General features: G+C 55.1%; 19 protein-coding genes. 12 read left to right on the forward strand and 7 right to left on the reverse strand.

The window, feature by feature from the left end; all coding sequences use genetic code 11:
* Nucleotides 1-12 precede the first annotated feature (12 nt).
* On the reverse strand, nt 13-1,212 hold the full coding sequence (locus AC19YQ_RS15020) for a methionine gamma-lyase (RefSeq protein WP_500595420.1): 1,200 nt from the start codon (nt 1,210-1,212) through the stop codon (nt 13-15).
* Between the two features lie 124 nt (nt 1,213-1,336).
* Between AC19YQ_RS15020 and AC19YQ_RS15025 the strand changes: the two genes are divergently transcribed.
* The 3 genes from AC19YQ_RS15025 to AC19YQ_RS15035 all read left to right on the forward strand — a co-directional run bounded on the left by AC19YQ_RS15025 (nt 1,337) and on the right by AC19YQ_RS15035 (nt 3,287).
* Entirely contained in the window at nt 1,337-1,807 is a 471-nt protein-coding gene (locus AC19YQ_RS15025; protein WP_133078209.1) for an Lrp/AsnC family transcriptional regulator, read from the forward strand.
* Nucleotides 1,808-1,980: 173 nt separating this feature from the next.
* The gene (locus AC19YQ_RS15030) at nt 1,981-2,664 is read left to right on the forward strand and encodes a glycoside hydrolase family 19 protein (protein ID WP_500595421.1); all 684 of its coding nucleotides are present in this window, start codon (nt 1,981-1,983) and stop codon (nt 2,662-2,664) included.
* 89 nt (nt 2,665-2,753) lie between these two features.
* Nucleotides 2,754-3,287 (forward strand): DUF3087 family protein, encoded by a 534-nt coding sequence (locus tag AC19YQ_RS15035; RefSeq protein WP_500595422.1) that lies wholly within the window; start codon nt 2,754-2,756, stop codon nt 3,285-3,287.
* A 74-nt stretch (nt 3,288-3,361) separates the two neighbouring features.
* Here the strand turns inward: AC19YQ_RS15035 and ppnN are convergent, their stop codons facing one another.
* Nucleotides 3,362-4,735: a nucleotide 5'-monophosphate nucleosidase PpnN gene (gene ppnN, locus AC19YQ_RS15040; protein ID WP_133078212.1), complete on the reverse strand. Its 1,374-nt coding sequence runs from the start codon at nt 4,733-4,735 to the stop codon at nt 3,362-3,364.
* Between the two features lie 250 nt (nt 4,736-4,985).
* Between ppnN and AC19YQ_RS15045 the strand changes: the two genes are divergently transcribed.
* Nucleotides 4,986-5,306, forward strand: coding sequence for a YbjQ family protein (locus AC19YQ_RS15045; protein ID WP_133078213.1), 321 nt, complete (start codon nt 4,986-4,988; stop codon nt 5,304-5,306).
* Between the two features lie 48 nt (nt 5,307-5,354).
* On the opposite strand, the gene AC19YQ_RS15050 is transcribed toward AC19YQ_RS15045, so the two are convergent.
* Nucleotides 5,355-5,900, reverse strand: coding sequence for a DUF1269 domain-containing protein (locus AC19YQ_RS15050; RefSeq protein ID WP_133078214.1), 546 nt, complete (start codon nt 5,898-5,900; stop codon nt 5,355-5,357).
* Between the two features lie 299 nt (nt 5,901-6,199).
* Nucleotides 6,200-6,394 (reverse strand): carbon storage regulator CsrA, encoded by a 195-nt coding sequence (gene csrA / locus AC19YQ_RS15055; RefSeq protein ID WP_019828915.1) that lies wholly within the window; start codon nt 6,392-6,394, stop codon nt 6,200-6,202.
* A 252-nt stretch (nt 6,395-6,646) separates the two neighbouring features.
* On the opposite strand from csrA, the gene AC19YQ_RS15060 reads away from it, so the two are divergent.
* Together AC19YQ_RS15060 and AC19YQ_RS15065 are read left to right on the forward strand one after the other, a co-directional pair.
* Entirely contained in the window at nt 6,647-7,003 is a 357-nt protein-coding gene (locus AC19YQ_RS15060; protein WP_133078215.1) for a hypothetical protein, read from the forward strand.
* Between the two features lie 122 nt (nt 7,004-7,125).
* Nucleotides 7,126-7,746 carry a TetR/AcrR family transcriptional regulator gene (locus AC19YQ_RS15065; RefSeq protein ID WP_133078216.1) on the forward strand — a complete coding sequence of 207 codons (621 nt, stop codon included), beginning with the start codon at nt 7,126-7,128 and terminating at the stop codon, nt 7,744-7,746.
* Nucleotides 7,747-7,857: 111 nt separating this feature from the next.
* Here AC19YQ_RS15065 and preA read toward each other — a convergent pair whose 3' ends face one another.
* Genes preA through hydA form a run of 3 tightly spaced genes read right to left on the reverse strand, consistent with a single transcriptional unit; the run spans nt 7,858 to nt 11,998 of the window.
* Nucleotides 7,858-9,132 carry an NAD-dependent dihydropyrimidine dehydrogenase subunit PreA gene (gene preA / locus AC19YQ_RS15070; RefSeq protein ID WP_500595423.1) on the reverse strand — a complete coding sequence of 425 codons (1,275 nt, stop codon included), beginning with the start codon at nt 9,130-9,132 and terminating at the stop codon, nt 7,858-7,860.
* Nucleotides 9,133-10,500: an NAD(P)-dependent oxidoreductase gene (locus tag AC19YQ_RS15075; RefSeq protein WP_500595424.1), complete on the reverse strand. Its 1,368-nt coding sequence runs from the start codon at nt 10,498-10,500 to the stop codon at nt 9,133-9,135.
* A 58-nt stretch (nt 10,501-10,558) separates the two neighbouring features.
* Nucleotides 10,559-11,998 (reverse strand): dihydropyrimidinase, encoded by a 1,440-nt coding sequence (gene hydA, locus AC19YQ_RS15080; protein WP_500595425.1) that lies wholly within the window; start codon nt 11,996-11,998, stop codon nt 10,559-10,561.
* A gap of 619 nt (nt 11,999-12,617) precedes the next feature.
* Here hydA and AC19YQ_RS15085 point away from each other — a divergent pair.
* From AC19YQ_RS15085 to AC19YQ_RS15110, 6 genes are all read left to right on the forward strand, one after another.
* Entirely contained in the window at nt 12,618-14,105 is a 1,488-nt protein-coding gene (locus tag AC19YQ_RS15085) for an NCS1 family nucleobase:cation symporter-1 (RefSeq protein ID WP_133078220.1), read from the forward strand.
* A 36-nt stretch (nt 14,106-14,141) separates the two neighbouring features.
* The gene (locus tag AC19YQ_RS15090; RefSeq protein WP_500595426.1) at nt 14,142-15,401 is read left to right on the forward strand and encodes a Zn-dependent hydrolase; all 1,260 of its coding nucleotides are present in this window, start codon (nt 14,142-14,144) and stop codon (nt 15,399-15,401) included.
* Between the two features lie 1,283 nt (nt 15,402-16,684).
* Nucleotides 16,685-17,629, forward strand: a complete 945-nt coding sequence (locus AC19YQ_RS15095; RefSeq protein ID WP_500595427.1) for a cysteine synthase family protein — start codon at nt 16,685-16,687, stop codon at nt 17,627-17,629.
* A 1-nt stretch (nt 17,630) separates the two neighbouring features.
* The gene (locus tag AC19YQ_RS15100) at nt 17,631-18,197 is read left to right on the forward strand and encodes a phosphoribosyltransferase family protein (RefSeq protein ID WP_339477795.1); all 567 of its coding nucleotides are present in this window, start codon (nt 17,631-17,633) and stop codon (nt 18,195-18,197) included.
* Nucleotides 18,198-18,231: 34 nt separating this feature from the next.
* Nucleotides 18,232-19,158, forward strand: coding sequence for an EamA family transporter (locus tag AC19YQ_RS15105; protein ID WP_500595428.1), 927 nt, complete (start codon nt 18,232-18,234; stop codon nt 19,156-19,158).
* Nucleotides 19,159-19,169: 11 nt separating this feature from the next.
* Complete coding sequence (locus AC19YQ_RS15110) at nt 19,170-20,405, forward strand: ATP-grasp domain-containing protein (protein WP_500595429.1); 1,236 nt, start codon at nt 19,170-19,172, stop codon at nt 20,403-20,405.
* Nucleotides 20,406-20,409 lie beyond the last annotated feature (4 nt).

Raw genomic sequence — 20,409 nt, forward strand, 5'->3', positions numbered from 1 at the left:
AAACCAACAGACTCACCCTCGCACCTGCAGCGCCTGCTCTATATCCGCCAGCAGATCGGCAACATCCTCAAGCCCCACGGCCAGTCGTACCAGCCCCTCGGAAATACCGTGTCGTGCCCGCTCTTCAAGGGTGTAAGTGGAGTGGGTCATGCTCGCGGGATGCTGCGCCAGCGATTCGGCGCCGCCCAGGCTGACTGCACGGCTGAACAGTTGCAGGGCATTCATGAACCGCTGACCTGCGGCCATACCACCTTTGAGTTCAAAGGCAATCATGCCCCCCGGCAGTTTCATTTGCCGGGATGCCAGGGCGTATTGTGGGAAAGAGGGCAGGCCGGGGTAGGCAACCCATTCCACGGCGGGGTGATCCTCCAACATCTGCGCGATGACCTGGGCACTGCTGCAATGGCGCTCCATGCGCAACGCCAGGGTTTTGATGCCGCGCATCAGCAGGTGCGCATCATTGGGCGACAGGACCGCACCCGTCAGGTCCTTCAGTCCCTGCAGGCGAATCCGGTCGGCCAGGTGTTGGCGGGTGACCACCATCCCTGCGGTGATATCGCTGTGCCCGCTCAGGTACTTGGTGGCCGAGTGCACCACTACGTCTGCCCCCATTTCCAGGGGGCGCTGCAAGTACGGGGTGCAGTAGGTGTTGTCGATCACCACGAGCAGGTCGTTGTGTGCATGGGCGATGGTTGAAACCGCAGCGATGTCCACCAGTTGCATGTTCGGGTTGGCCGGGGTTTCAAAGTAGATCATGCGCGTTGCAGGGCTGATGGCCGCTTCGAGGTCGGCCGGGTTGGACATGTCCACGTGCTTGACCACGACCCCGAACTCTCCGATGCCGTGATGCAGCAGCGCAAACGTGCAGCCATACAGCGTGCGGTTGACGATGATTTCATCGCCGGGCCTGAGCAAGGTCCAGAACGTTGCCGCAATCGCCCCCATGCCGGAGCTGAATGCCACGCCCGCTTCGCCGTTTTCCAGCGCCGCCATGCGCGACTCAAGCAGGGCCAGGGTCGGGTTGGAAATACGGGTATAGAAATGCCCGTTCTCTTCACCGGCAAAACAGGCCGCTCCGTATTCCACCGATGCAAAAGCAAAGGTCGACGTCAGGTAAACAGGGGGGATCAGTGCACCGTGGTTCTCCAGTGCGTTGTAGCCGTGGTGGATTGCGCGGGTAGAAAAGCCGAAGTTGTTGTTTTTATCGTTCATGCTGAACTCTCCGATATTTCCTACAATGCTATGCTTTAAATAGACGTGGAAAATTCCAAATTTACCTGCAAATACTGAATGGATTAGAACAAAACCCAGTCAAAGTTATATTTAGAGGCACAACATGCCAACAACTCTGGATCGAACGGATAAAGCCCTTCTCGCTGCACTGCAAGGTAATGCCCGACTCACCGTCGCCGAGTTGGCCGAGAGCGTTTCGCTGACGACGTCGCCCTGTTGGCGTCGGGTAAAAATACTGGAAGAAAGCGGGATTATTACGGGTTATCAGGCTGTTCTTTCGCCCAAGGAACTGGGTTACGGAGTCACGGCTTTTGTCAGCGTGATGATGGAGTCCCATTCACAAGAGGTGGCCAGGAATTTTGAGCAGCGCTTGCTGGAAATCCCTGAAATCATTGCCTGTCACAACGTTTCGGGGCGTTATGACTTTTTGTTGGAAGTTGTGGCCAAAGACCTGGAGTCCTTCGGCGAATTTGCCCGTGAGGTCCTGCAAGCCTTGCCTGCGGTCAAGGAGATTTATTCGAGCTTTTCCTATAAGTCGGTCAAGCCGCGGCGAGTGGTCCCCGTCATTGGTTGAGGACGGTTATTGAGTGTAAAACTGTGAAGTATGCGAACTTTTCATCCGCCATATTATGGAGCTGTAGGTGTGTTCTGAAAAAGGTGTAGCCCTGGTCTTGTGGTAGTTATTTGGCAGGCTGTAAAAGTTTTAAATGGTTCACTTTTAATTTCATTTATTAAGAGTAAGTAGCCATGTTGACCCGTGAAATCATGTTGCAGGTTTTTCCAAAAAGCGCTGCATTTGTTGATGTGTATATGCCTTTTTTACAGGCGATGACTCGCCAGCGGCAGATCAATACTCCCAGGCGCATGGCCGCCTTTTTAGCTCAGGTCGGGCATGAAAGTGCAGGTTTCACCGTCCTTGTCGAAAACCTCAATTACAGCGCTGATGGTCTGGCCGCGACCTGGGGTTCACGTTTCGCGCAGAAAAATTCGGCTGGCCAATACCTCACCGTAATGGACGGCGGCCGTGCTCGGCGGCTGCCCAATAGTGACGCGCAGAAACTGCATCGCAGGCCAGAAGCAATTGCCAACCGGGTCTACAGTGACCGCCTGGGCAATGGCTCCGAGGCGTCGGGAGATGGCTGGCGGTATCGTGGTCGGGGGCTGATCCAGGTCACGGGCAAGAGCAACTATCAACAATGCAGCCTTGGACTGTTCGGCGATGAACGATTACTGGCCACCCCGCAACAATTGCAGGAGTGGCACTGGGCAGTTGAGTCCGCAGGCTGGTACTGGAACTCGCGCAACGTAAATGCCCTGGCGGACGGGGATGACTTCGAGCTGGTCACGAAGGCTATCAATGGCGGGCTCAATGGCCAGGTGCATCGTGTTGCGCTGTACCGCCAGGCACTGAGTTTATTGCAGACGGCCTGACCGGTTTTATTTCAGTCAGCCACACAGCGATATCGGTCCATAATGCCCGCGCACTTTGCCCTTAGCCATGTTGGAGTCATAGATCAGTGATGTTTGAATTACAGCCGATGAACCCCGAGATTTATCGCCAGCAAACCCGGCGTAGCACCCTGTACATCGTGCTGACGTTTGTCGCGCTGTCGTTGCTGTTGTCCGGGCTGGCGGTCATGGTGCTGGGCGTTGCCGGCGGCGATAATTTTCGCTTGAACCTGGCGGGAGTCATTGTCGCCCTGATCACGACCATTGTGCTGGTGCGCTACCTCTTCTGGTCACAGCCCTGGATGCGGCCTGCCGCGTACGGCTGGCAGCTCAAGCGCAGCCTGATGAAAGTGACCAACGTCATGCATCACGTAACGGCAGGGGTGATGGCTGGGGATAGTGCGGCGATGAAGTTGCTGCGTTTTTATCATCTTGGGGTGAGCCAGATGTACCAGCTGGACGCCAACTCCAGTGCGTTGAGCCAGATGGTTCTCGAGATGGATCTGCACAAGGCGCGCCTTGAAGCGCTGGGTATCGACCCCGAGCAGACCCCGCTGGATCCTGCCTGGATTGAGGCCGTGAAAAAATATGCACCCTTGAAGTGATCCCTCTGCGGGCAGGCCAGGCGATGTGCGTGATGACACTCCGCGTTCGCTTGGCAAGCCCTTGAGGATGGGTGTTAGCTTACGACTCGATAGCACGGCTCATAGGCCGCACCGCCTGGCAGTTTCATTCGGTGTTGCTCGACAAATGCCTGCAGCAGTTTATCCAGCGGCTTCATGATGGCCGCGTCGCCGTGGATTTCGTACGGGCCATACTGCTCGATCAGGTGGATACCTTTCTCTTTGACGTTACCCGACACAATCCCGGAAAAAGCCTGGCGCAGATTGATTGCCAGTTCGTGGGGCGGCATGTCGCGGCGCAGTTGCAGGCTGGCCATGTTGGCGTGGGTCGGGTCGAACGGACGCTGAAATCCTTCATCGATTTTCAGTAGCCAGTTGAAGTGGAATGCGTCATTGCGCTCGCGACGGAACTGCTTCACCGCCTTGAGCCCGGCAGTCATTTGCCGCGCAACTTCGGCCGGGTTGTCGATGATGATCTGGTAGTGCTCTTGGGCTTCTTCACCCAGGGTCGCCCCGACAAACTCATGGAGTTGCTGCAGGTAGGGTGCGGCTTCTTTGGGGCCTGTCAAAATCACCGGGAACGGCACATCGCTGTTTTCCGGGTGCATCAGAATCCCGAGCAGGTACAGGAACTCTTCGGCGGTCCCGGCTCCGCCCGGGAAAATGATCACGCCGTGGCCAACGCGGACAAAGGCTTCAAGACGCTTTTCGATATCCGGCAGGATCACCAGTTCGTTGACGATAGGGTTCGGCGCTTCGGCTGCAATGATGCCCGGCTCGGTAAGCCCCAAATAACGGCCACCTGTCAGGCGTTGTTTGGCGTGGGAAATAGTGGCGCCCTTCATCGGGCCCTTCATCACGCCGGGACCGCAGCCGGTACAGATATCCAGGCTGCGCAGCCCCAGTTCGTGGCCCACCTTCTTGGTGTACTTGTACTCTTCGGTGTTGATCGAGTGACCACCCCAGCACACCACGATTTTTGGCTCGACGCCCGGACGCAGCGTGCGGGCGTTGCGCAGCAGGTGGAACACGTAGTCGGTGATGCCGGCCGAACTGCTCAGGTCGATACGCGGGCTGTCGAGACCGCTCTGGGTATAGACGATATCGCGCAGGGCGCTGAACAGCATTTCACGTGTACTGGCGATCATTTCGCCATCGACAAACGCATCGGCGGGAGCGTTTAACAGTTCAAGGCGCACGCCACGGTCTTGCTGATGAATTCGAACCTCGAAGTCCAGGTAGGCTTCAAGGATGGTTTTTGCGTTATCGACGTGAGCGCCGGTGTTCAGAATAGCCAGAACGCACTGGCGAAACAGCGTGTAGCTGGTGCCTGAGCCAACTTCGCTCAGCTGTTGTACTTCGCGTTGAGAGAGTGTTTCCAGGCTGCCCTTAGGGCTGACTGAAGCGTTGATGACTTGTCTTTGGACCATTGCGGGCTTCCTTGAGCGGGGTCGAAAAGTTGCTTGGCGCAGCCATTGAGTTCATGTCAGCAGTGCAGATTTGCCGAGCGAGGCGTCCCAACTCTTACGTCTTTAGATTCATCTGCTTTAAGCATAGTAGCCTTTGGTCATGTATTTAGAAGAGCCTGCCGTTCACTCTGGCTACAGTAGCAGCAGTGATCAGGACAGCGATAAGGTAACCTTTCAAGTCTCTGAAACAGAAAAGGAAAAGGGCGGGCTGATGATTATTACCACCACTCATAGCATTGATGGCCGAAAAATTACCGAATACGTGGGCGTTGTCAGCGCCGAGTCGGTTCACGGGATCAACGTGGTGCGAGATTTTTTTACCGGCGTGCGCGACTTTTTTGGCGGGCGCTCTCAGACGCTGGAGCGAGCCCTGAAGGAAGCGCGGGCAGAGGTCACGGATGAAATCCGTGACAGGGCAAGAGCCATGGGGGCCGATGCCATTGTGGGACTGGATTTTGAAATCAGCATGCCGTCAGGTCGAGGCGGGATGCTGGTGGTGTTTGCCACTGGCACCGCAGTGCGTTTGAACTGAGGGGCAAGCATTCGACCGCGCAACGCGGTCGAATGGGGCGGTGCAGGTTTAAATCGTTTTGGTCAAAGTGGCGCCGGAAGTGGTTTTGGACAGTGCGTCCTGCAACTTCTGCTCTTGTTCAGGAGACAGGGAAGTGCGCAATACCTTGCCCTTGAAGTCCGAGTCTTCCAGTTCCTTCAGGACTTTTTCAGGCTGGAACTTGCGCAGCAGGACGAACAGGGCCGAGGAATCGTTGGGGATCGTTTCGCTCAGCGACTTAATAAAATCGTCATCAATCCCGTAATCGCTCAGCGAGCCCGAGAGGGCGCCGGTGCCAGCGCCCAGCGCGCCACCGATGGCAAAACCTGCCAGCGGGTTTAGAAACAGCAGACCTACCAATGCGCCCCACAGGCCGCCGGTGACCAGGCCGGATGTCGCCCCAATGGCTGTCAGGTTCACGCTTTGCTTGATGTGGATTTTGCCTTCGGCATTGCGCACAACAATGACCGCATCTTCCAGCTCTACCAGGTGCTCTTTACTCAGCGAGACCATCTTGGTGAGGGCGCGATCTGCTTTTTCGGTGTCTGAAAATCCCACTACGATTAAATCGGACATGTCTTTCATTCCTTGACGGTACAGGTCCAGCCCGGTGACGGGCTGAATTGAGGAGGAGTTTCTCAAGGCGTCACAACGCAAACGCCCTGGCGCGCAGTGGTTCAGATGTGAGCCTTCTGCGAGCAGTGAGCGTGGTCGCTAACCTTGAAACGGTCAAGTCGAGAGGACATATCTCTTGGCAAAGAGAGAGGTCTGCAGGGAAGAGGGGTGATGCTTTGGCAGGCGCACGTATCGGATGATTTGAGGAGGGCTGGCTGAGCAGCCCTGACACTCAAGCCTAGGGCTGAAACCTCACAGGCTTACGGCTGATCGTTTTTTTCAGGGGCATTCAATCCAGCCTGGATACGTTGGTAAATTTCTTCACGGTGAACGGCCACATCTTTCGGCGCGTTGATGCCGATTCTGACCTGTTGTCCGCTGACACCTAAAATAGTGATCGTAATATCGTCACCGATGTTTATGCTTTCACCAACTTTACGGGTGAGTATCAGCATTTTTTTCTCCTTGATGGCTTTGTAAGGCCCGTCTCTGAGACGGTGCGGCTTCGGTCATGACTACAGAATACTGCTTAGTGCGTATAAATGCGCCGCTCATTACAGACGACATGGCCAGATGTTTGATTCCCTATAAGGGGAAAATTCTTGCGCATGAACCATAAATTGGGGCGTTTTGGATTTGTTCAAGGAGAGCAAAGGCCGCTGTCCCAGTGATAAAATCTACCCATTCAAACAGACAGGGGAAACGCAGTGCGTAAAGTCATCGTGATGACAGCAATATTGGCCTTGACGGCTTGCGGTCAGGAGTCTAACGATAAAATCCAGCGGGCTAAAGCAGCTTCTGAAGCAACAGTGGTCCAGGCGCCTGTTGCGCAATGGGCGCTCGAGATCACTGAAGGCCAGAGAGCGACAATTCCCGACACCACTGGAAGGCTTCTTGACAACGGTTTTACTCCTTACATTTTCGAGAATGGCGGTGTTCAGCACTTCCTTATCGGGCCGTTTACTTCTGAGGCTCAAGCACTTGAAGCCCAGGAAAAAATGAAACTCAAGCCCAAACTCGACGGTATTGAAACCAATGTGATCGAGTTGCCCGCTGCCCAATAAACGGGTTCAGCGTCGCGTATTCGCCTAAGCGTAGCTGCCGTAGGCGTTATTCGACGCTTTGTGCAGGAAATATTTGCTCATTCGGCGTACATCAAAGAAGCACGACGGCAAGGGCACCAGGCATGAGCAATCACAAGATCGAAATTCGGCGTAGCAATGTCGAAAAAATCCTCCTCGGGGCCGAAAAGATTTTTGCCGAAAAAGGATTTGCCGGAACGGCAATGGCGGACATTGCGGCGCAAGTCCAGCTGCCACGCTCAAACCTGCACTACTACTTCAGTACCAAAACCGAGCTCTACAGTGCCGTATTGCTGGGGTTGCTCGAGGTGTGGAAGCAGGATGCGCTGTGTTTTGAAACCTACGACGACCCTCGGCTTGTGCTCAGCAGCTATATCCGCGCCAAAATGAACCACTCGCGCACACGGCCCCATGGCTCGAAGGTCTGGGCCAATGAAATGATCCACGGTGCTCCGACTCTGGGCCTGGCGCTGGATGCCAGTCTGTATGACTGGGCGAAGATGAAAGAAGCCAAAATTCGTCAATGGGTGCAGGACAAGCGAATCCTGCCCGTGGAGCCGTCCAGCCTGCTGTACATGATCTGGGCTTCCACCCAGCATTACGCCGACTTCGACCATCAAGTGATGATCATCAACGATCACCAGCCATTGTCCGACATTCAGTTTGAGCGGGCGCTGCAGACCGTTACGAGCGTGATCCTGAGGGGGATCGGGCTGGAGCCTTGAAACTCCTGGTTTGTAGTCGCTGCCGAGGCACGAAGGCTGCGAGCCTTTTGTTTGAGTGGCAGCAAGACAAGAGCTCGCAGCCTTCGTGCCTCGGCAGCGACTACGGGCTAACTATGAAGCCACGCAGTACGGGTTACGCGGATCATGGTTCCAGTCCAGAAACGGCAGGCCGTTGTTGTGCGGGACCATCTCGATACAGGCCTCGACCGGGCAGGTGATCTGACACAGGTTGCAGCCCACGCACTCATCCTCGATCACTTCATAGCGGTGTGTACCGTCAGGCTGTTTCAAGCTGGCGATGGCCTGGTGCGAGGTGTCTTCGCACGCAATATGGCAGCGCCCGCAGCCGATACAGGCGTCCTGATCGATTTTGGCAATGACCTGATAATTTATGTCCAGATACTTCCAGTCGGTGGTATTGCCTACAGCGCGCCCAGAGAAATCGTCCAGGCTGGTGTAGCCTTGACTATCCATCCAGCGCGACAAACCATCTTTCATCTCGTCCACAATCCGAAAACCGTGGAGCATTGCCGCAGTACAGACTTGAACCGCCCCACAGCCCAGAGCAATAAACTCTGCTGCATCACGCCAACTGCCAATGCCGCCGATCCCACAAATAGGCAAGCCCTTGGTCAGCGGGTCGCGGGCAATTTCGGCCACCATATTCAGAGCAATCGGCTTGACCGCCGAACCGCAATAACCGCCGTGTGTGCTTTGGTTGCCCACCATCGGCAACGCAACCATACGCTCCAGGTCGACGCTGGTGATCGAGTTGATGGTGTTGATCAACGACACCGCATCGGCACCACCACGATGGGCTGCGCGGGCGCTGAGGCGCACGTCGGTAATGTTGGGCGTCAGCTTGACGATGACCGGCAACGAGCAATAGGTCTTGCACCAGCGCGTGACCATTTCTACGTACTCGGGCACCTGGCCCACCGCCGCGCCCATGCCGCGCTCCGGCATGCCGTGGGGGCAGCCGAAATTCAGCTCAATGCCATCGGCCCCTGTGGCTTCCACCAGCGGCAGGATGAATTTCCATGACGCCTCTTCGCAGGGCACCATCAGGGACACGATCAAGGCACGGTCCGGCCAGTCCTTTTTGATCTGAGTGATTTCCCGCAAGTTGATTTCGAGGGAGCGGTCGGTGATCAACTCGATATTGTTGATGCCCATGACTTCACGGTTAGGCCCGAAATGCGCCGAGTAGCGCGACGATACGTTGACCGCCGCCGGGTCTTCCCCCAAGGTTTTCCAGACCACCCCACCCCAGCCGGCCTCATAGGCGCGCACTACGTTGTAGGCCTTGTCGGTGGGTGGCGCAGACGCCAGCCAAAAAGGGTTGGGCGCTTTGATACCGGCGAAAACAATCGAGAGATCGGCCATTTACGCAGCCTCCTGATCAAGCATGAGTTGGGCATGCATGGCTTCTGCGGCCAGCTTGCCGTGTTGCACGGCCTGTACGGTCAGGTCCTGCCCCAGGGAGGTGCAATCGCCCCCGGCATAGACTCCGGGAATGCTGGTGCGCAGGTGCTCGTCCACCTCAATCCGGTCCCCCACCCGTTTAAGCTTCTGCGCCAGGGGATCGCCCAAGGCTTCATCATCAAAGGTCTGGCCGATAGCCTTGAACACCGCGTCAGCCGCCAGTTCGAAGCTTTCACCGGTACTCACCAGGCGCCCTTCCTCAAGGCGGGTGCGGGCAAAGCGCATGCCGCGTACGCGGCCCTGCTCATCCAGCAACACCTCTTGTGGCTGGGCCCAGGTCATCAGCCGCACTTGATTGGCCTTGGCAATGTCCTGTTCGTGCCCGGTGGCGCCCATGTCTTCGAGCCCCCGGCGATACACCAGACTGACCTCGCGGGCACCCAGGCGGGCCATCTGCACGGCCATGTCGATCGCGGTATTGCCCGCGCCCAGCACAATGCAACGTTCTGCCAGGGGGAGTTGGGTCAGGTCATCGCTTTGGCGCAGCTCGCGGATGTAGTCAGTGGCGGCCAGCAGTCCCGGTGCATCTTCGTTGGGCAGGCCGAGCAACCGGCTGGCGGCCAGTCCCAACCCCAGAAAAACTGAATCAAATTGCTGATGCAGTTCGCTCAAGGTCAGGTTGTCGCCCAGGCGCTGACCGTGGCGCACCTCGATGCCGCCGATCTGCAAGACGAATTCCACTTCGCGCTGGGCGAAGTCATCCACCAGTTTGTACTTGGCAATCCCGTACTCATTGAGCCCGCCGGATTTTTCCCGAGCTTCGAAAATCACCACCTCATGGCCGTGCAGCGCCAGGCGATGGGCGCAGGCCAGACCGGCAGGGCCGGCACCGACCACGGCGATGCGCTTGCCCGTGGGTGCAGCCCGCGTGAAGGGGTGCTCGCTGAACTGCCCATTATCGACCGCATAACGCTGTAACAAACCGATCAGCACCGGGGCGCATTCCTGGCTGTTATTGCGCACACAGGCTTGTTGGCACAGCACCTCGGTAGGGCAAACCCGGGCACAACTGCCGCCGAGGATGTTGGCCGAGAGAATCTTCTGCGCAGCGCCCTGGACGTTTTCCTGCTGGATATTGCGAATAAACGAAGGGATATCGATGTCGCTGGGGCACGCATTGACACAGGGTGCGTCGTAGCAATACAGGCAGCGCGAGCTCTCCAGTACGGCTTGGCGGGCACTCAGGGGGGGCGCCAGATCGGTAAAGTGACTCGCCAGCACCTGCGCATTTTCATGGGGGTGCGGTAAATGGTTCAGGGACTTGATCACGGTGATTGCCTCACGGTTGTGGGGGGCGTCCTGCCTCTGTCGGGCAGTGGTTTGCAATTCAGCGTTTAACGGCCACGGGCTGTTGATGCTCAGCGCGCTTTTTCAGCAAATCGAACACGGCTGGATAGGCCGGGCGTTCGATATAACGGCCTGCACCGCGTTCTGCACGCAGGTCGCCATCGGCCCACACCACACGGCCCTGGCTGATGGTGTGGCTGGGGATGCCACGCACGGTCTTGCCTTCAAAAATATTGAAATCGACTTTTTGATGGTGGGTCTTGGCGCTAATGGTGCGTGTCCCTGTCGGGTCCCATAGCACCAGATCGGCATCGGCGCCGACCCGGATCGTGCCTTTGCGCGGGTACAGATTGAATATTTTGGCGGTGTTGGTAGAGGTCAGTGAGACGAACTCCTGCATCGACAGGCGTCCCGTATTCACGCCCTCATCCCAGAGCACTGCCATGCGGTCTTCGATGCCTGCGGTTCCGTTGGGGATCTTGCTGAAATCGTCGCGCCCGGCTGCTTTTTGCTCGGCACAGAAGCAGCAATGGTCAGTGGCTGTGGTGTGCAGATTGCCCGACTGCAGACCATGCCAGAGCGCCTCCTGATGCCCGCGCGGACGGAAGGGCGGGCTCATCACGTAACCGGCGGCGGTTTCCCAGTCCGGATGTTGATACACGCTGTCATCGAGCAGCAGGTGTCCGGCCAGTACTTCGCCATACACCGGCTGCCCCTGACTGCGGGCGTAGGTGATTTCATCCAGTGCTTCACGGGTCGACACGTGCACCAGATACAACGGTGTGCCAATGGTCTGGGCGATGCGGATTGCCCGGCTTGCAGCCTCGCCCTCAACCTGAGAAGGGCGTGAAAGCGGGTGAGCTTCCGGCCCCGTCATGCCCTGGGCCATGAGCTTGCGTTGCAGGTGGTACACCAGTTCGCCGTTTTCGGCATGCACTGTGGGTACAGCGCCCAGTTCCAGGCAGCGCTCGAAACTCGCCACCAGCGTGTCGTCAGCGGCCATGATCGCGTTTTTGTAAGCCATGAAGTGTTTGAAGCTGTTGATGCCATGCTGGCTGACCAACTCGGCCATTTCCTCGCGGACTTGTTCGCTCCACCAGGTGATGGCGACATGAAAACCATAGTCCGAAGCCGACTTCTCGGCCCAGCCGCGCCATTGATGAAAAGCTTCCAGCAAGGACTGCTGAGGATTGGGAATGACGAAATCGATAATGGAAGTTGTGCCACCCGCCAAACCGGCGGCCGTACCACTGAAAAAGTCTTCGCTGGCCACAGTGCCCATAAAGGGGAGTTGCATATGAGTGTGCGGATCAATTCCGCCGGGTATTAAATATTGACCGCTGCCATCGAGAACTTCGCAGCCGGGCGGAACATCAAGATCAGTACCAATCGCTCGGACTAGACCGTCCGCACAATAAACATCAGCACAATAACTTTCATCATGGGTCACAAGCGTAGCGCCACGGATTAACAGTGACATACCGAGTTCCTCGCAGGCTGACCGGCTATAACCGGTTCTAAATGTTGTTATTAAAGTTAGCGCACAGGTTGGTTCCTGTCACTGGTGTCAGGAATGAAATCTAGAGGGTTGTTGAAAAATGATCAAACTTTATTTTTGTTAAGTTGTTATTGGTGTAAGTAACTGATTTATATATAAATTATTTAAATATCACCAAAATGTGGCACGACCTCACCATTTTGACGCACTTGACAGGATTCAAATATAGGCGAAGTTTCTTATGCTAAATCAGGCGCTTGAGCCTGTAGGGGAGAGGAGGTAACGCAATAAAAATAAATACGCGTGCACCGTGTTGTTTCGTTTTGCTATATCAAAAAACAGTAAGTGAGCGGTAAACGCTACCAATAGGAATGAGAGTCATTCGGTTCGTTATTTAAAACAGCGTTAAACCAGGGCGTTGCAAGTAGTAACAGCCAGTGTGCGGGGGCGAGGCAAGTAACACGGCACAGTTCTTGATTGTCGCTGCCACAACCGGACGGGCCGATCCATACAGCAGTGTCCAGGCAAGGGAGCCGCTCTGCGTCTTAACGCAGGGCCTCAAAGCGCAACCAAGAGCACCACAACAAGAGAGTGATCGAATATGCAACCGAGCAGATCCCGAGTCACCGAACGTAACGGCTTGTACGAATTGGACGCTGGTCCTGAAGTCCTCGATAGCCCCCGGTACAACCACGATATTGCCCCCACCAAAGTTCACGAACGCACCTGGAACAAATGGCATATCACGGCCTTGTGGGTCGGTATGTCCATTTGTGTACCCACTTACACCTTGGGCGGGGTACTGACCGCCTACTTCGGACTCTCGGTCGGCGAGGCGCTGCTGGCGATTCTGCTGGCCAATATCGTGGTGCTGATCCCGCTGACCCTCAACGCGTTTGCGGGCACCAAGTACGGCATTCCCTTTCCTGTGTTACTGCGGTCTTCCTTCGGCATCATCGGCTCAAACGTCCCCTGCCTGATCCGTGCCCTGGTGGCCTGCGGCTGGTTCGGTATCCAGACGCTGTTTGGCGGCCTGGCGATTCACCTGTTTCTGGGCTCTGTGTTCGAGGGCTGGAAAAGCCTGGGCGGCACCGGAGAAGTCATCGGCTTCATGGTGTTCTGGGCACTGAACCTGTGGGTGGTATTGCGCGGTGCCGAGTCGATCAAGTGGCTTGAAACCCTGTCTGCTCCCTTGCTGGTACTGGTCGGCCTGGGCCTGCTGGTGTGGGCATTGCCCAATGTGTCGATGACCGAACTGCTGGCCCAGCCACCCAAGCGTCCCGAAGGCGCCAGCGTGTATGGCTACTTCTTTGCCGGTTTGACCGCGATGGTCGGGTTCTGGGCCACCTTGTCCCTGAACATTCCTGACTTCAGCCGCTACGCAAAAAGCCAGAAAGACCAGATACAGGGGCAGATTTTTGGCCTGCCGCTGACCATGTTCCTGTTTGCGGCCCTGGGTGTGGTGATGACCGCCGCGTCGGAAAAACTGGTGGGTGTCACGGTGTCCGATCCGGTCAGCCTGATCGGTCATATTCAAAGCCCGGGCTGGGTGGCGCTGGCGATGGCGCTGATCATCATCGCAACCCTGTCGACCAATACCGCCGCCAACATCGTGTCGCCTACCAATGACTTCCAGAACATAGCGCCCAAGCTGATCAACCGCACCAAGGCGGTGATGCTGACCGGCCTCGTGGGGCTTGCGCTGATGGCCCACGAACTGCTTAAAAAGCTGGGTTTGCTGGTGTCGGATGTGAGCCTGGAAACCGTGTATTCCAACTGGCTGCTGGGCTACTCCAGCCTGCTGGGGCCGATTGCCGGGATCATGGTGGTCGACTATTTCATTATCCGTCGGCAAAAACTCGATCTTGCAGGGCTTTACCAGGACGGGGTGTACCCAGCGTGGCACTGGAACGGTTTTATCGCGTTTGGCGTGCCGGTGGTGCTGACCTTGCTGTCGTTGGGTAGCAGCGCCTTCAGCTGGTTCTACGACTTTGGCTGGTTCACCGGGTCATTGCTCGGCGCCGGTATTTATTACGGGCTGCATCGCTTGGGCAGCCAGCAAACAGAGACCGTCAAAGGCACGGTTTAAAAACGACTCTTATAAAAACTGCCTGGGGAAAACATCATGAACGCATCGCACGACCTTCAGCAGCAACCCTTGCAATCGATCAACGGCGACCGCCTGTGGGCTTCGCTGATGGAAATGGCACAGCTTGGCGCTACGGTAAAAGGCGGCGTGTGTCGTCTGGCCCTGACTGACCTGGACCGTCAGGCACGTGACCTGTTCGTTCGCTGGTGCGAAGACGCGGGCTGCACCGTCAGCGTGGATGGGGTGGGCAATATTTTTGCCCGCCGCCCCGGCCTCAACCCCGACTTGCCGCCCGTGATGACCGGCAGCCATATCGACACCCAACCCACGGGTGGCAAGTTCGACGGCTGCTTCGGCGTACTTGCCGGGGTAGAAGTGATGCGAACGCTCAACGACCTCAACATCCAGACCCAGGCACCTTTGGAGGTGGTGGTCTGGACCAACGAAGAAGGCTCGCGTTTTGCGCCGTGCATGATGGGTTCGGGGGTCTTTGCAGAGAAATTCACCCTTGAAGAAACCCTGGCCAAAACCGATGCCCAGGGAGTGACCGTCGGCGAAGCCTTGACGGCCATTGGTTATGCGGGCAGCCGCAAAGTCAGCGGTCATCCGGTGGGGGCTTACTTCGAAGCCCATATCGAGCAGGGTCCGATTCTTGAGGACGAGCGCAAAACCATTGGTGTGGTGCTGGGTGCCCTGGGGCAGAAATGGTTCGACCTCAACCTGCGCGGCGTCGAGGCCCACGCCGGGCCGACCCCCATGCACTTGCGTAAAGACGCACTGGTCGGTGCGGCTGCCGTGGTTGCAGCGGTCAATCATGCCGCTCTTGGCCATCAACCCCACGCCTGCGGCACGGTAGGCTGCCTGCAGGCATACCCGGGATCGCGAAACGTGATCCCCGGAGAAGTGCGCATGACCCTGGACTTCAGGCATCTGCTGCCTGAGCGACTGGACGCGATGATTGAACAGGTTCGCGGGGTGATTGAAGCCACGTGCCAGCAACATGGCCTGAGCTTCGAGCTCACCCCTACGGCGGATTTCCCGCCGCTGTACTTCAACCCTGATTGCGTCAACGCCGTGCGTGAGGCGGCCAACGAACTGGGCTTGTCCAACATGGATATTGTCAGTGGGGCAGGGCATGACGCCATATTCCTTGCCGAACTTGGGCCGGCGGGCATGATTTTTGTGCCATGCGAAGGAGGCATCAGCCACAACGAAATCGAAAACGCCGACCCCGGGGATCTGGCAGCGGGGTGCGCGGTCCTGCTTAAAGCCATGTTGGCGGCTTCCAACAAATAGTTTTTTGTAATCGCTGAGGAGCGTAGCGAGGCTGCGACGGGTGCGCAGCCCCCCTTCGCCTCGTCCAAAAGAGAAGGTCCTGCGGCCGTTGTCGCAGCGGCTTGGTTTCGTCGTCAACTGCGCGTCGTAGCAGTTGACGAGTAGAACGAGGCTACGTTCGATCGCGAAACGGTCGCAAAACCGGTACACACGGTATGCCTGATAAGCCGTGAAAGTTGATTTTAAAACGGCAACGTCGGGGGGGGGGCGCATCACGCCGGACGCAGCCTCGTTCTACTCGTCAGCTGCTACGGATTGCGAGTAGCACCCATCAGGCCGGTCGGCCGCCTCGCTGCGCAATCTTCGAGGGGCAAGCCTCTTTGGATGCATTTTCGCGTCTGGAACAAGTGCTTCGCCGCATGGGCGAACCCCGTAGAAAGTCGTGACACATCGAATGGATATGTCCTCGGCATAGGTGTGGGGCTTCGCATAACAACTGGCACACGGGGTACATATCCGGCATTCGCGGTTAACTGAAATGATGGTTTCGCCCTTACGGCGAGTCCCTTTTGTCAAACAGCCACAAAAGGAACCAAAAAGGCCTTGCCCTGGCGTACGGCCCTCGCTGCGCTCAGGTGTCCCTCGTTCCGGTCCCGCTCCGTGGGCCCGCCGTGACGGGCCATCCATGGCCCAACACGGCTCTCCCGGCATCCATGCCGGTCGACCCACTACGCAGCACCTGCTCTCGGCCTCCCGAAGGGCGGGTAGATCAAAATCCCGCCGAGGCGGCCGACCGGCCGACCTGTTTGGTGCGCATCTACTGCGCAATCTTGTGTAGTCGCTGAGGAGCGTAGCGAGGCTGCGACGGGTTGCGCAGCAACCCTTCTTCTTGACCAAAAGCGAAGGCCCTGCGGTAGCGGTTACAGGTTTGGTGCTGACTGATCCCAACCACCCGGTTGAGGGCAACTGTTTGGGTGTGATGGGCAGTTTCTGTTAGAGACGACTCAGTGATAGGAGGCGATTTATATCCAGCACTCTATTGATACTTTGATTGCTGATGAATAAGTTTTACGGTTTGTTTCCTGTGTTTAAAATTAAACCAAATGTTCTTGATTGGATTTTTCGTCTGAACAGTGATTTAAGTGTGTCTTAAGGCTAGGTGTGTAGTCTGATGTAGGGTGTTTCTAAATATTTATGATTGTATTAATTTTTATGTTGGGATAGGTTCTGGTGCGCTGATTGTAATGATTGGTTGTGGTGTGAATGATCTATATCGATCTTCTGCTAGGTGCTCGGAGGTTGAAATGAATTTGGCCAGTATCGGTAATACACCGCTGGTGGAGCTAACGAAGCTTGCCTTGAACGGAGGTCGATTGTTTGCCAAGTGTGAACATATGAATCCCTCAGGTAGTCATAAGGACAGGACGTACTTAAATATTGTCACGGTGTTGGAGCGCGAAGGAGTTATTCATAAAGGTATGACCCTTGTTGATTGCTCCACTGGGAGCGGTGGTGCCGCACTTGCCTGGATTGGAAGAGAGAAAGGTTATAAGGTTAAAATATTCATGCCTGAAGGGATGACTCAGGAGCGTAAGGATCAAATACATGCTTATGGCGCAAGCTTTGTTGAAACACCGAAAGAAGCTTTTTTAATCGGAGCTGCCAATGCTGCTCGGGAGTATGTCCAGCATCATTCTGACGGGCATATGTTCTTTCTAGATCAATCCAGTACGTTGCTAAACAAGTTTGCCTGGCATGGCTGTGGTGAAGAAATTATCACTGACCTAAATAGATGCTCTCTGACGCCCGATTATTTTATTTGTGCGATCGGCACGGGTGGGACGTTTTGTGGTATTGCTGAGGTGTTGAAGCGGGAATATCCAATGATCAAGACTGTCGGCATCGAGGTAGAGAGTTCTGCACCGTTATATTCCGCTAGGCGAGGGTTGGAGTTCGAGCACCGTCCTCATAATTTAATGGGGTTGGGTGCAGGGGCGTTGTCAATCAATACAGTGACTGAATTGATAGATGATGTAGTGGTAGTTGCAGGCGATACTGCTTGGGATAGGATGAAAGCGTTTATGGCCGAAGATGAGTTTGATATTGGTCCCACCTGTGGAGCCAATCTGATAGTGTGCGAGCATTTAGCGCAATTAAATCAGGATAAAAATATAGTCACTGTTTTTTTGATAATGCCTGGAAGTACAAAAGTCGTTGGGGTGGTGTGTATCCTGAGTACGTGGAGATAATATGATGCTCCTTAAAGAAGTATACGAAAGCGCTAAAGTTGTGAATGCGAAGGGTGTTTTGATAACGGTAAATGAGTTCACGGATCAATTGCCTGCCTTGCGTCCAAAGGTACTTTTGGACGTTGCTCATGCTGTGATAAGGCTGATGGATCTGAATGTCGATAAAATCGTAACGGAAGAGGATAAAGGTGCACCGCTGGCAACGGCGATATCCATTTTGACGGGTATTCCCTTGGCAATGGCACGATGGTACTCATACAGCCTTGACGAAGTGAATGGTGTCTGTGTGGATATTCGCTCCGAATATTATGAAGGAAAACTCTATCTCAATGGTATTGAGCCTGGCGATAAGGTAGCTATTGTTGATGATACGCTAAGTACGGGGGGTGCCGTCATTTCACTGGTAAATGCTGTAAGGAAAAGTGGTGCTGAAGTTGTTGACGTAGTGTGTGCGGTGGAAAAGGTTCAAAGTATGGGATGTCGTCATGTGCTCGATAAAACCGGTATTACAGTTAAAACACTGATGAAAATCACACTGATGGAAAATCGTGTCACGGTGTTAGGTTGATGTCGGTTAACCAGTAATCATAGTGGTGTTGGTTATGCATCCAATAAAAACAGGTGTGTTGCTCGGGTTGTTATTCTGTTTTATCAGTGCTGCGTTTGATGTGTACGTCGCCTTTGTGACGCAAACTCTCGATACCCTGGTGGTGATTTTATATTGCTTTGTCTCATCCATGCTGGTGTTTCTTGGGTATAGCCTGTGGTGGGGCAGGTACTCGTTGTTAATCAAGTGTCAACAGTATTGGCCATTGATTGTAGTGGCAAACATCTCGGTGTTGTTGAATTGGGGAGGCCTGTTTTATGCATTGCGCTTTCTGGAGCCAGCAGTCGTCGGGGTTGCATCAGTGGCGTGTGGGCCGGCATTAACCTTGATTGTTTCTTCATTTATAAAAGGCATGGACAGGGCCCGTAGTGTAGAAATACTTATCGCCATCCTTGTGTTGTTGTCGGTCGCTATCATGCTTTTCAACTCGTTTCTCGGGGAAAGTGGTATTTCATCCATGTCAGTCGAGCAAAGAGTTATCGGTATTATCAGTGTCGTATTGTGTGCATTGGGCACGGTGCTTTATACGATTGTGTCCAAGAAATTATTTAAGCACCATTGGAAAATTTACGAAATTTTGGCGGTCAGGAACGTGTTGCTAGTTGTGGTCTGCAGTCTGTTTGTTGCGTTCAGTGATGTGTCGTACAGCCTCACCGTAGAGTGGGTTTTGCCTATGTTGGTGCTGGTCGTTGTCGGTCACCTTTTGCCCATCTATCTGATTCAAAAAACCATCTTTCATCTCAGCGCAATCAATGTGGCGTTTGTGTTGCTGACGTTGCCGGTTTTTACCCTGCTGCTTCAATTTATGGATGCGCGCGTTTCATTCTCGATGCCTAGCATTGCAGCGGTTGGGATTATCGTGACGCTCTTGGCTTCGCTGACGCTGTTCAATCGACAGGCAAATAATCGAGGTCCGAAATGATCAGGGTCGTTGTGGTTGACGGTTTTTCTTCGGGTAAATTGCTGGCCAGAGAACTCCATGCGCAGGGCTGTCTGTTATTCCATATGGCGTCCAGTTCTACCATTGATGATTATTACTATGCAGGTTTTGAGTTTGGTATTTACCACGCGTTCATGACTCACGCGGACAATGGCTCCACACTGTTGGCGATAAAGGATTTTGCCCCCGATTACATTGTCGCGGGGGCTGAAAGCGGGGTGCTGCTGGCCGACCAGTTGAATGAGCAGTTGGCGCTTGAATACACCAATGACTTTTCCAGGAGCCTGGCGCGCAGAAACAAGTTTCAGATGATCCAGTGCATTACCGATGCTGGTTTGCCCGCTCCAGCCCAGTGTGCGGTTGATACATGGAATGCGGGAAGAGACTGGGTTCAGGCTCGGGGCACGTTCCCGGTCGTGATCAAGCCCCTTGAGAGCGCAGGGGCGGACGGGGTTTTTATTTGCCATGACCTCGCCACTTGCGAACGTGCATTCACCCAACTGCTGGGCACGCGCAACAAGCTCAATATCGAGAACAGCCAAGTATTGTTTCAGGAGTACCTGGCGGGCACCGAGTATGTGATCAATATGGTGTCCCAAGGCGGGCGTCAGTTAATCACTGAGGTGGTGAAGTACACCAAACGGGTGCTGGACACCGGCAGCATTGTGTATGACATCGACCAACTGCTCGACGCCACGGTAGCGCCCTATGCAGAACTCGTGGCCTACACCCGCAAGGTAGTGACGAGCCTCGGTATCCTCAATGGGCCCAGTCATGCTGAAGTCATGTACACCTCAGAAGGACCGAAACTGGTTGAAATTGCCGCCCGTACAGACGGGATCCTCAGAACTGGAGTCAGTGCACAAACCACCCGCATGGGGCAGATCAATGCGTTCGCGCTGTCGATCACCCGTCCCCTTGAATTTGAACGGCTACTGATGTGTGGCTCTGACTATGTACGGTTCAAGCACACCTACAATGTCAGCCTGATCAATCGTTCAGAAGGCCTGTTTACCAACGAAGCATTTATGGAAAAGTTGTCCGGACTGGCGTCGTTTTACGAGGTGGTTTTCTACGTCGTTAATGGACAGCACATTGCGAGTACAAAGGATGTGTTCAGCCAGCCGGGTACTGTGTATCTGGTTCATCCCGACCTCAACCAGATCGAGGTGGATTACGCTTGTATTCGCGAAATGGAGCAGGCCGGAATTTATTTGCAGAGCTCTTAACGGG

Source organism: Pseudomonas sp. MF06569, from assembly GCF_059862735.1.

Excerpts from the sequence above, each read along its gene's own strand:
- AC19YQ_RS15100 (WP_339477795.1), top strand. The coding sequence starts at position 17,631 with ATGATGCTCCTTAAAGAAGTATACGAAAGCGCTAAAGTTGTGAATGCG.
- csrA (WP_019828915.1), bottom strand. The coding sequence starts at position 6,394 with ATGCTGATACTCACCCGTAAAGTTGGTGAAAGCATAAACATCGGTGAC.
- AC19YQ_RS15035 (WP_500595422.1), top strand. The coding sequence starts at position 2,754 with ATGTTTGAATTACAGCCGATGAACCCCGAGATTTATCGCCAGCAAACC.
- AC19YQ_RS15025 (WP_133078209.1), top strand. The coding sequence starts at position 1,337 with ATGCCAACAACTCTGGATCGAACGGATAAAGCCCTTCTCGCTGCACTG.
- AC19YQ_RS15090 (WP_500595426.1), top strand. The coding sequence starts at position 14,142 with ATGAACGCATCGCACGACCTTCAGCAGCAACCCTTGCAATCGATCAAC.
- AC19YQ_RS15045 (WP_133078213.1), top strand. The coding sequence starts at position 4,986 with ATGATTATTACCACCACTCATAGCATTGATGGCCGAAAAATTACCGAA.
- AC19YQ_RS15065 (WP_133078216.1), top strand. The coding sequence starts at position 7,126 with ATGAGCAATCACAAGATCGAAATTCGGCGTAGCAATGTCGAAAAAATC.
- AC19YQ_RS15030 (WP_500595421.1), top strand. The coding sequence starts at position 1,981 with ATGTTGACCCGTGAAATCATGTTGCAGGTTTTTCCAAAAAGCGCTGCA.
- AC19YQ_RS15105 (WP_500595428.1), top strand. The coding sequence starts at position 18,232 with ATGCATCCAATAAAAACAGGTGTGTTGCTCGGGTTGTTATTCTGTTTT.
- hydA (WP_500595425.1), bottom strand. The coding sequence starts at position 11,998 with ATGTCACTGTTAATCCGTGGCGCTACGCTTGTGACCCATGATGAAAGT.
- AC19YQ_RS15085 (WP_133078220.1), top strand. The coding sequence starts at position 12,618 with ATGCAACCGAGCAGATCCCGAGTCACCGAACGTAACGGCTTGTACGAA.
- ppnN (WP_133078212.1), bottom strand. The coding sequence starts at position 4,735 with ATGGTCCAAAGACAAGTCATCAACGCTTCAGTCAGCCCTAAGGGCAGC.
- AC19YQ_RS15095 (WP_500595427.1), top strand. The coding sequence starts at position 16,685 with ATGAATTTGGCCAGTATCGGTAATACACCGCTGGTGGAGCTAACGAAG.
- preA (WP_500595423.1), bottom strand. The coding sequence starts at position 9,132 with ATGGCCGATCTCTCGATTGTTTTCGCCGGTATCAAAGCGCCCAACCCT.
- AC19YQ_RS15050 (WP_133078214.1), bottom strand. The coding sequence starts at position 5,900 with ATGTCCGATTTAATCGTAGTGGGATTTTCAGACACCGAAAAAGCAGAT.
- AC19YQ_RS15020 (WP_500595420.1), bottom strand. The coding sequence starts at position 1,212 with ATGAACGATAAAAACAACAACTTCGGCTTTTCTACCCGCGCAATCCAC.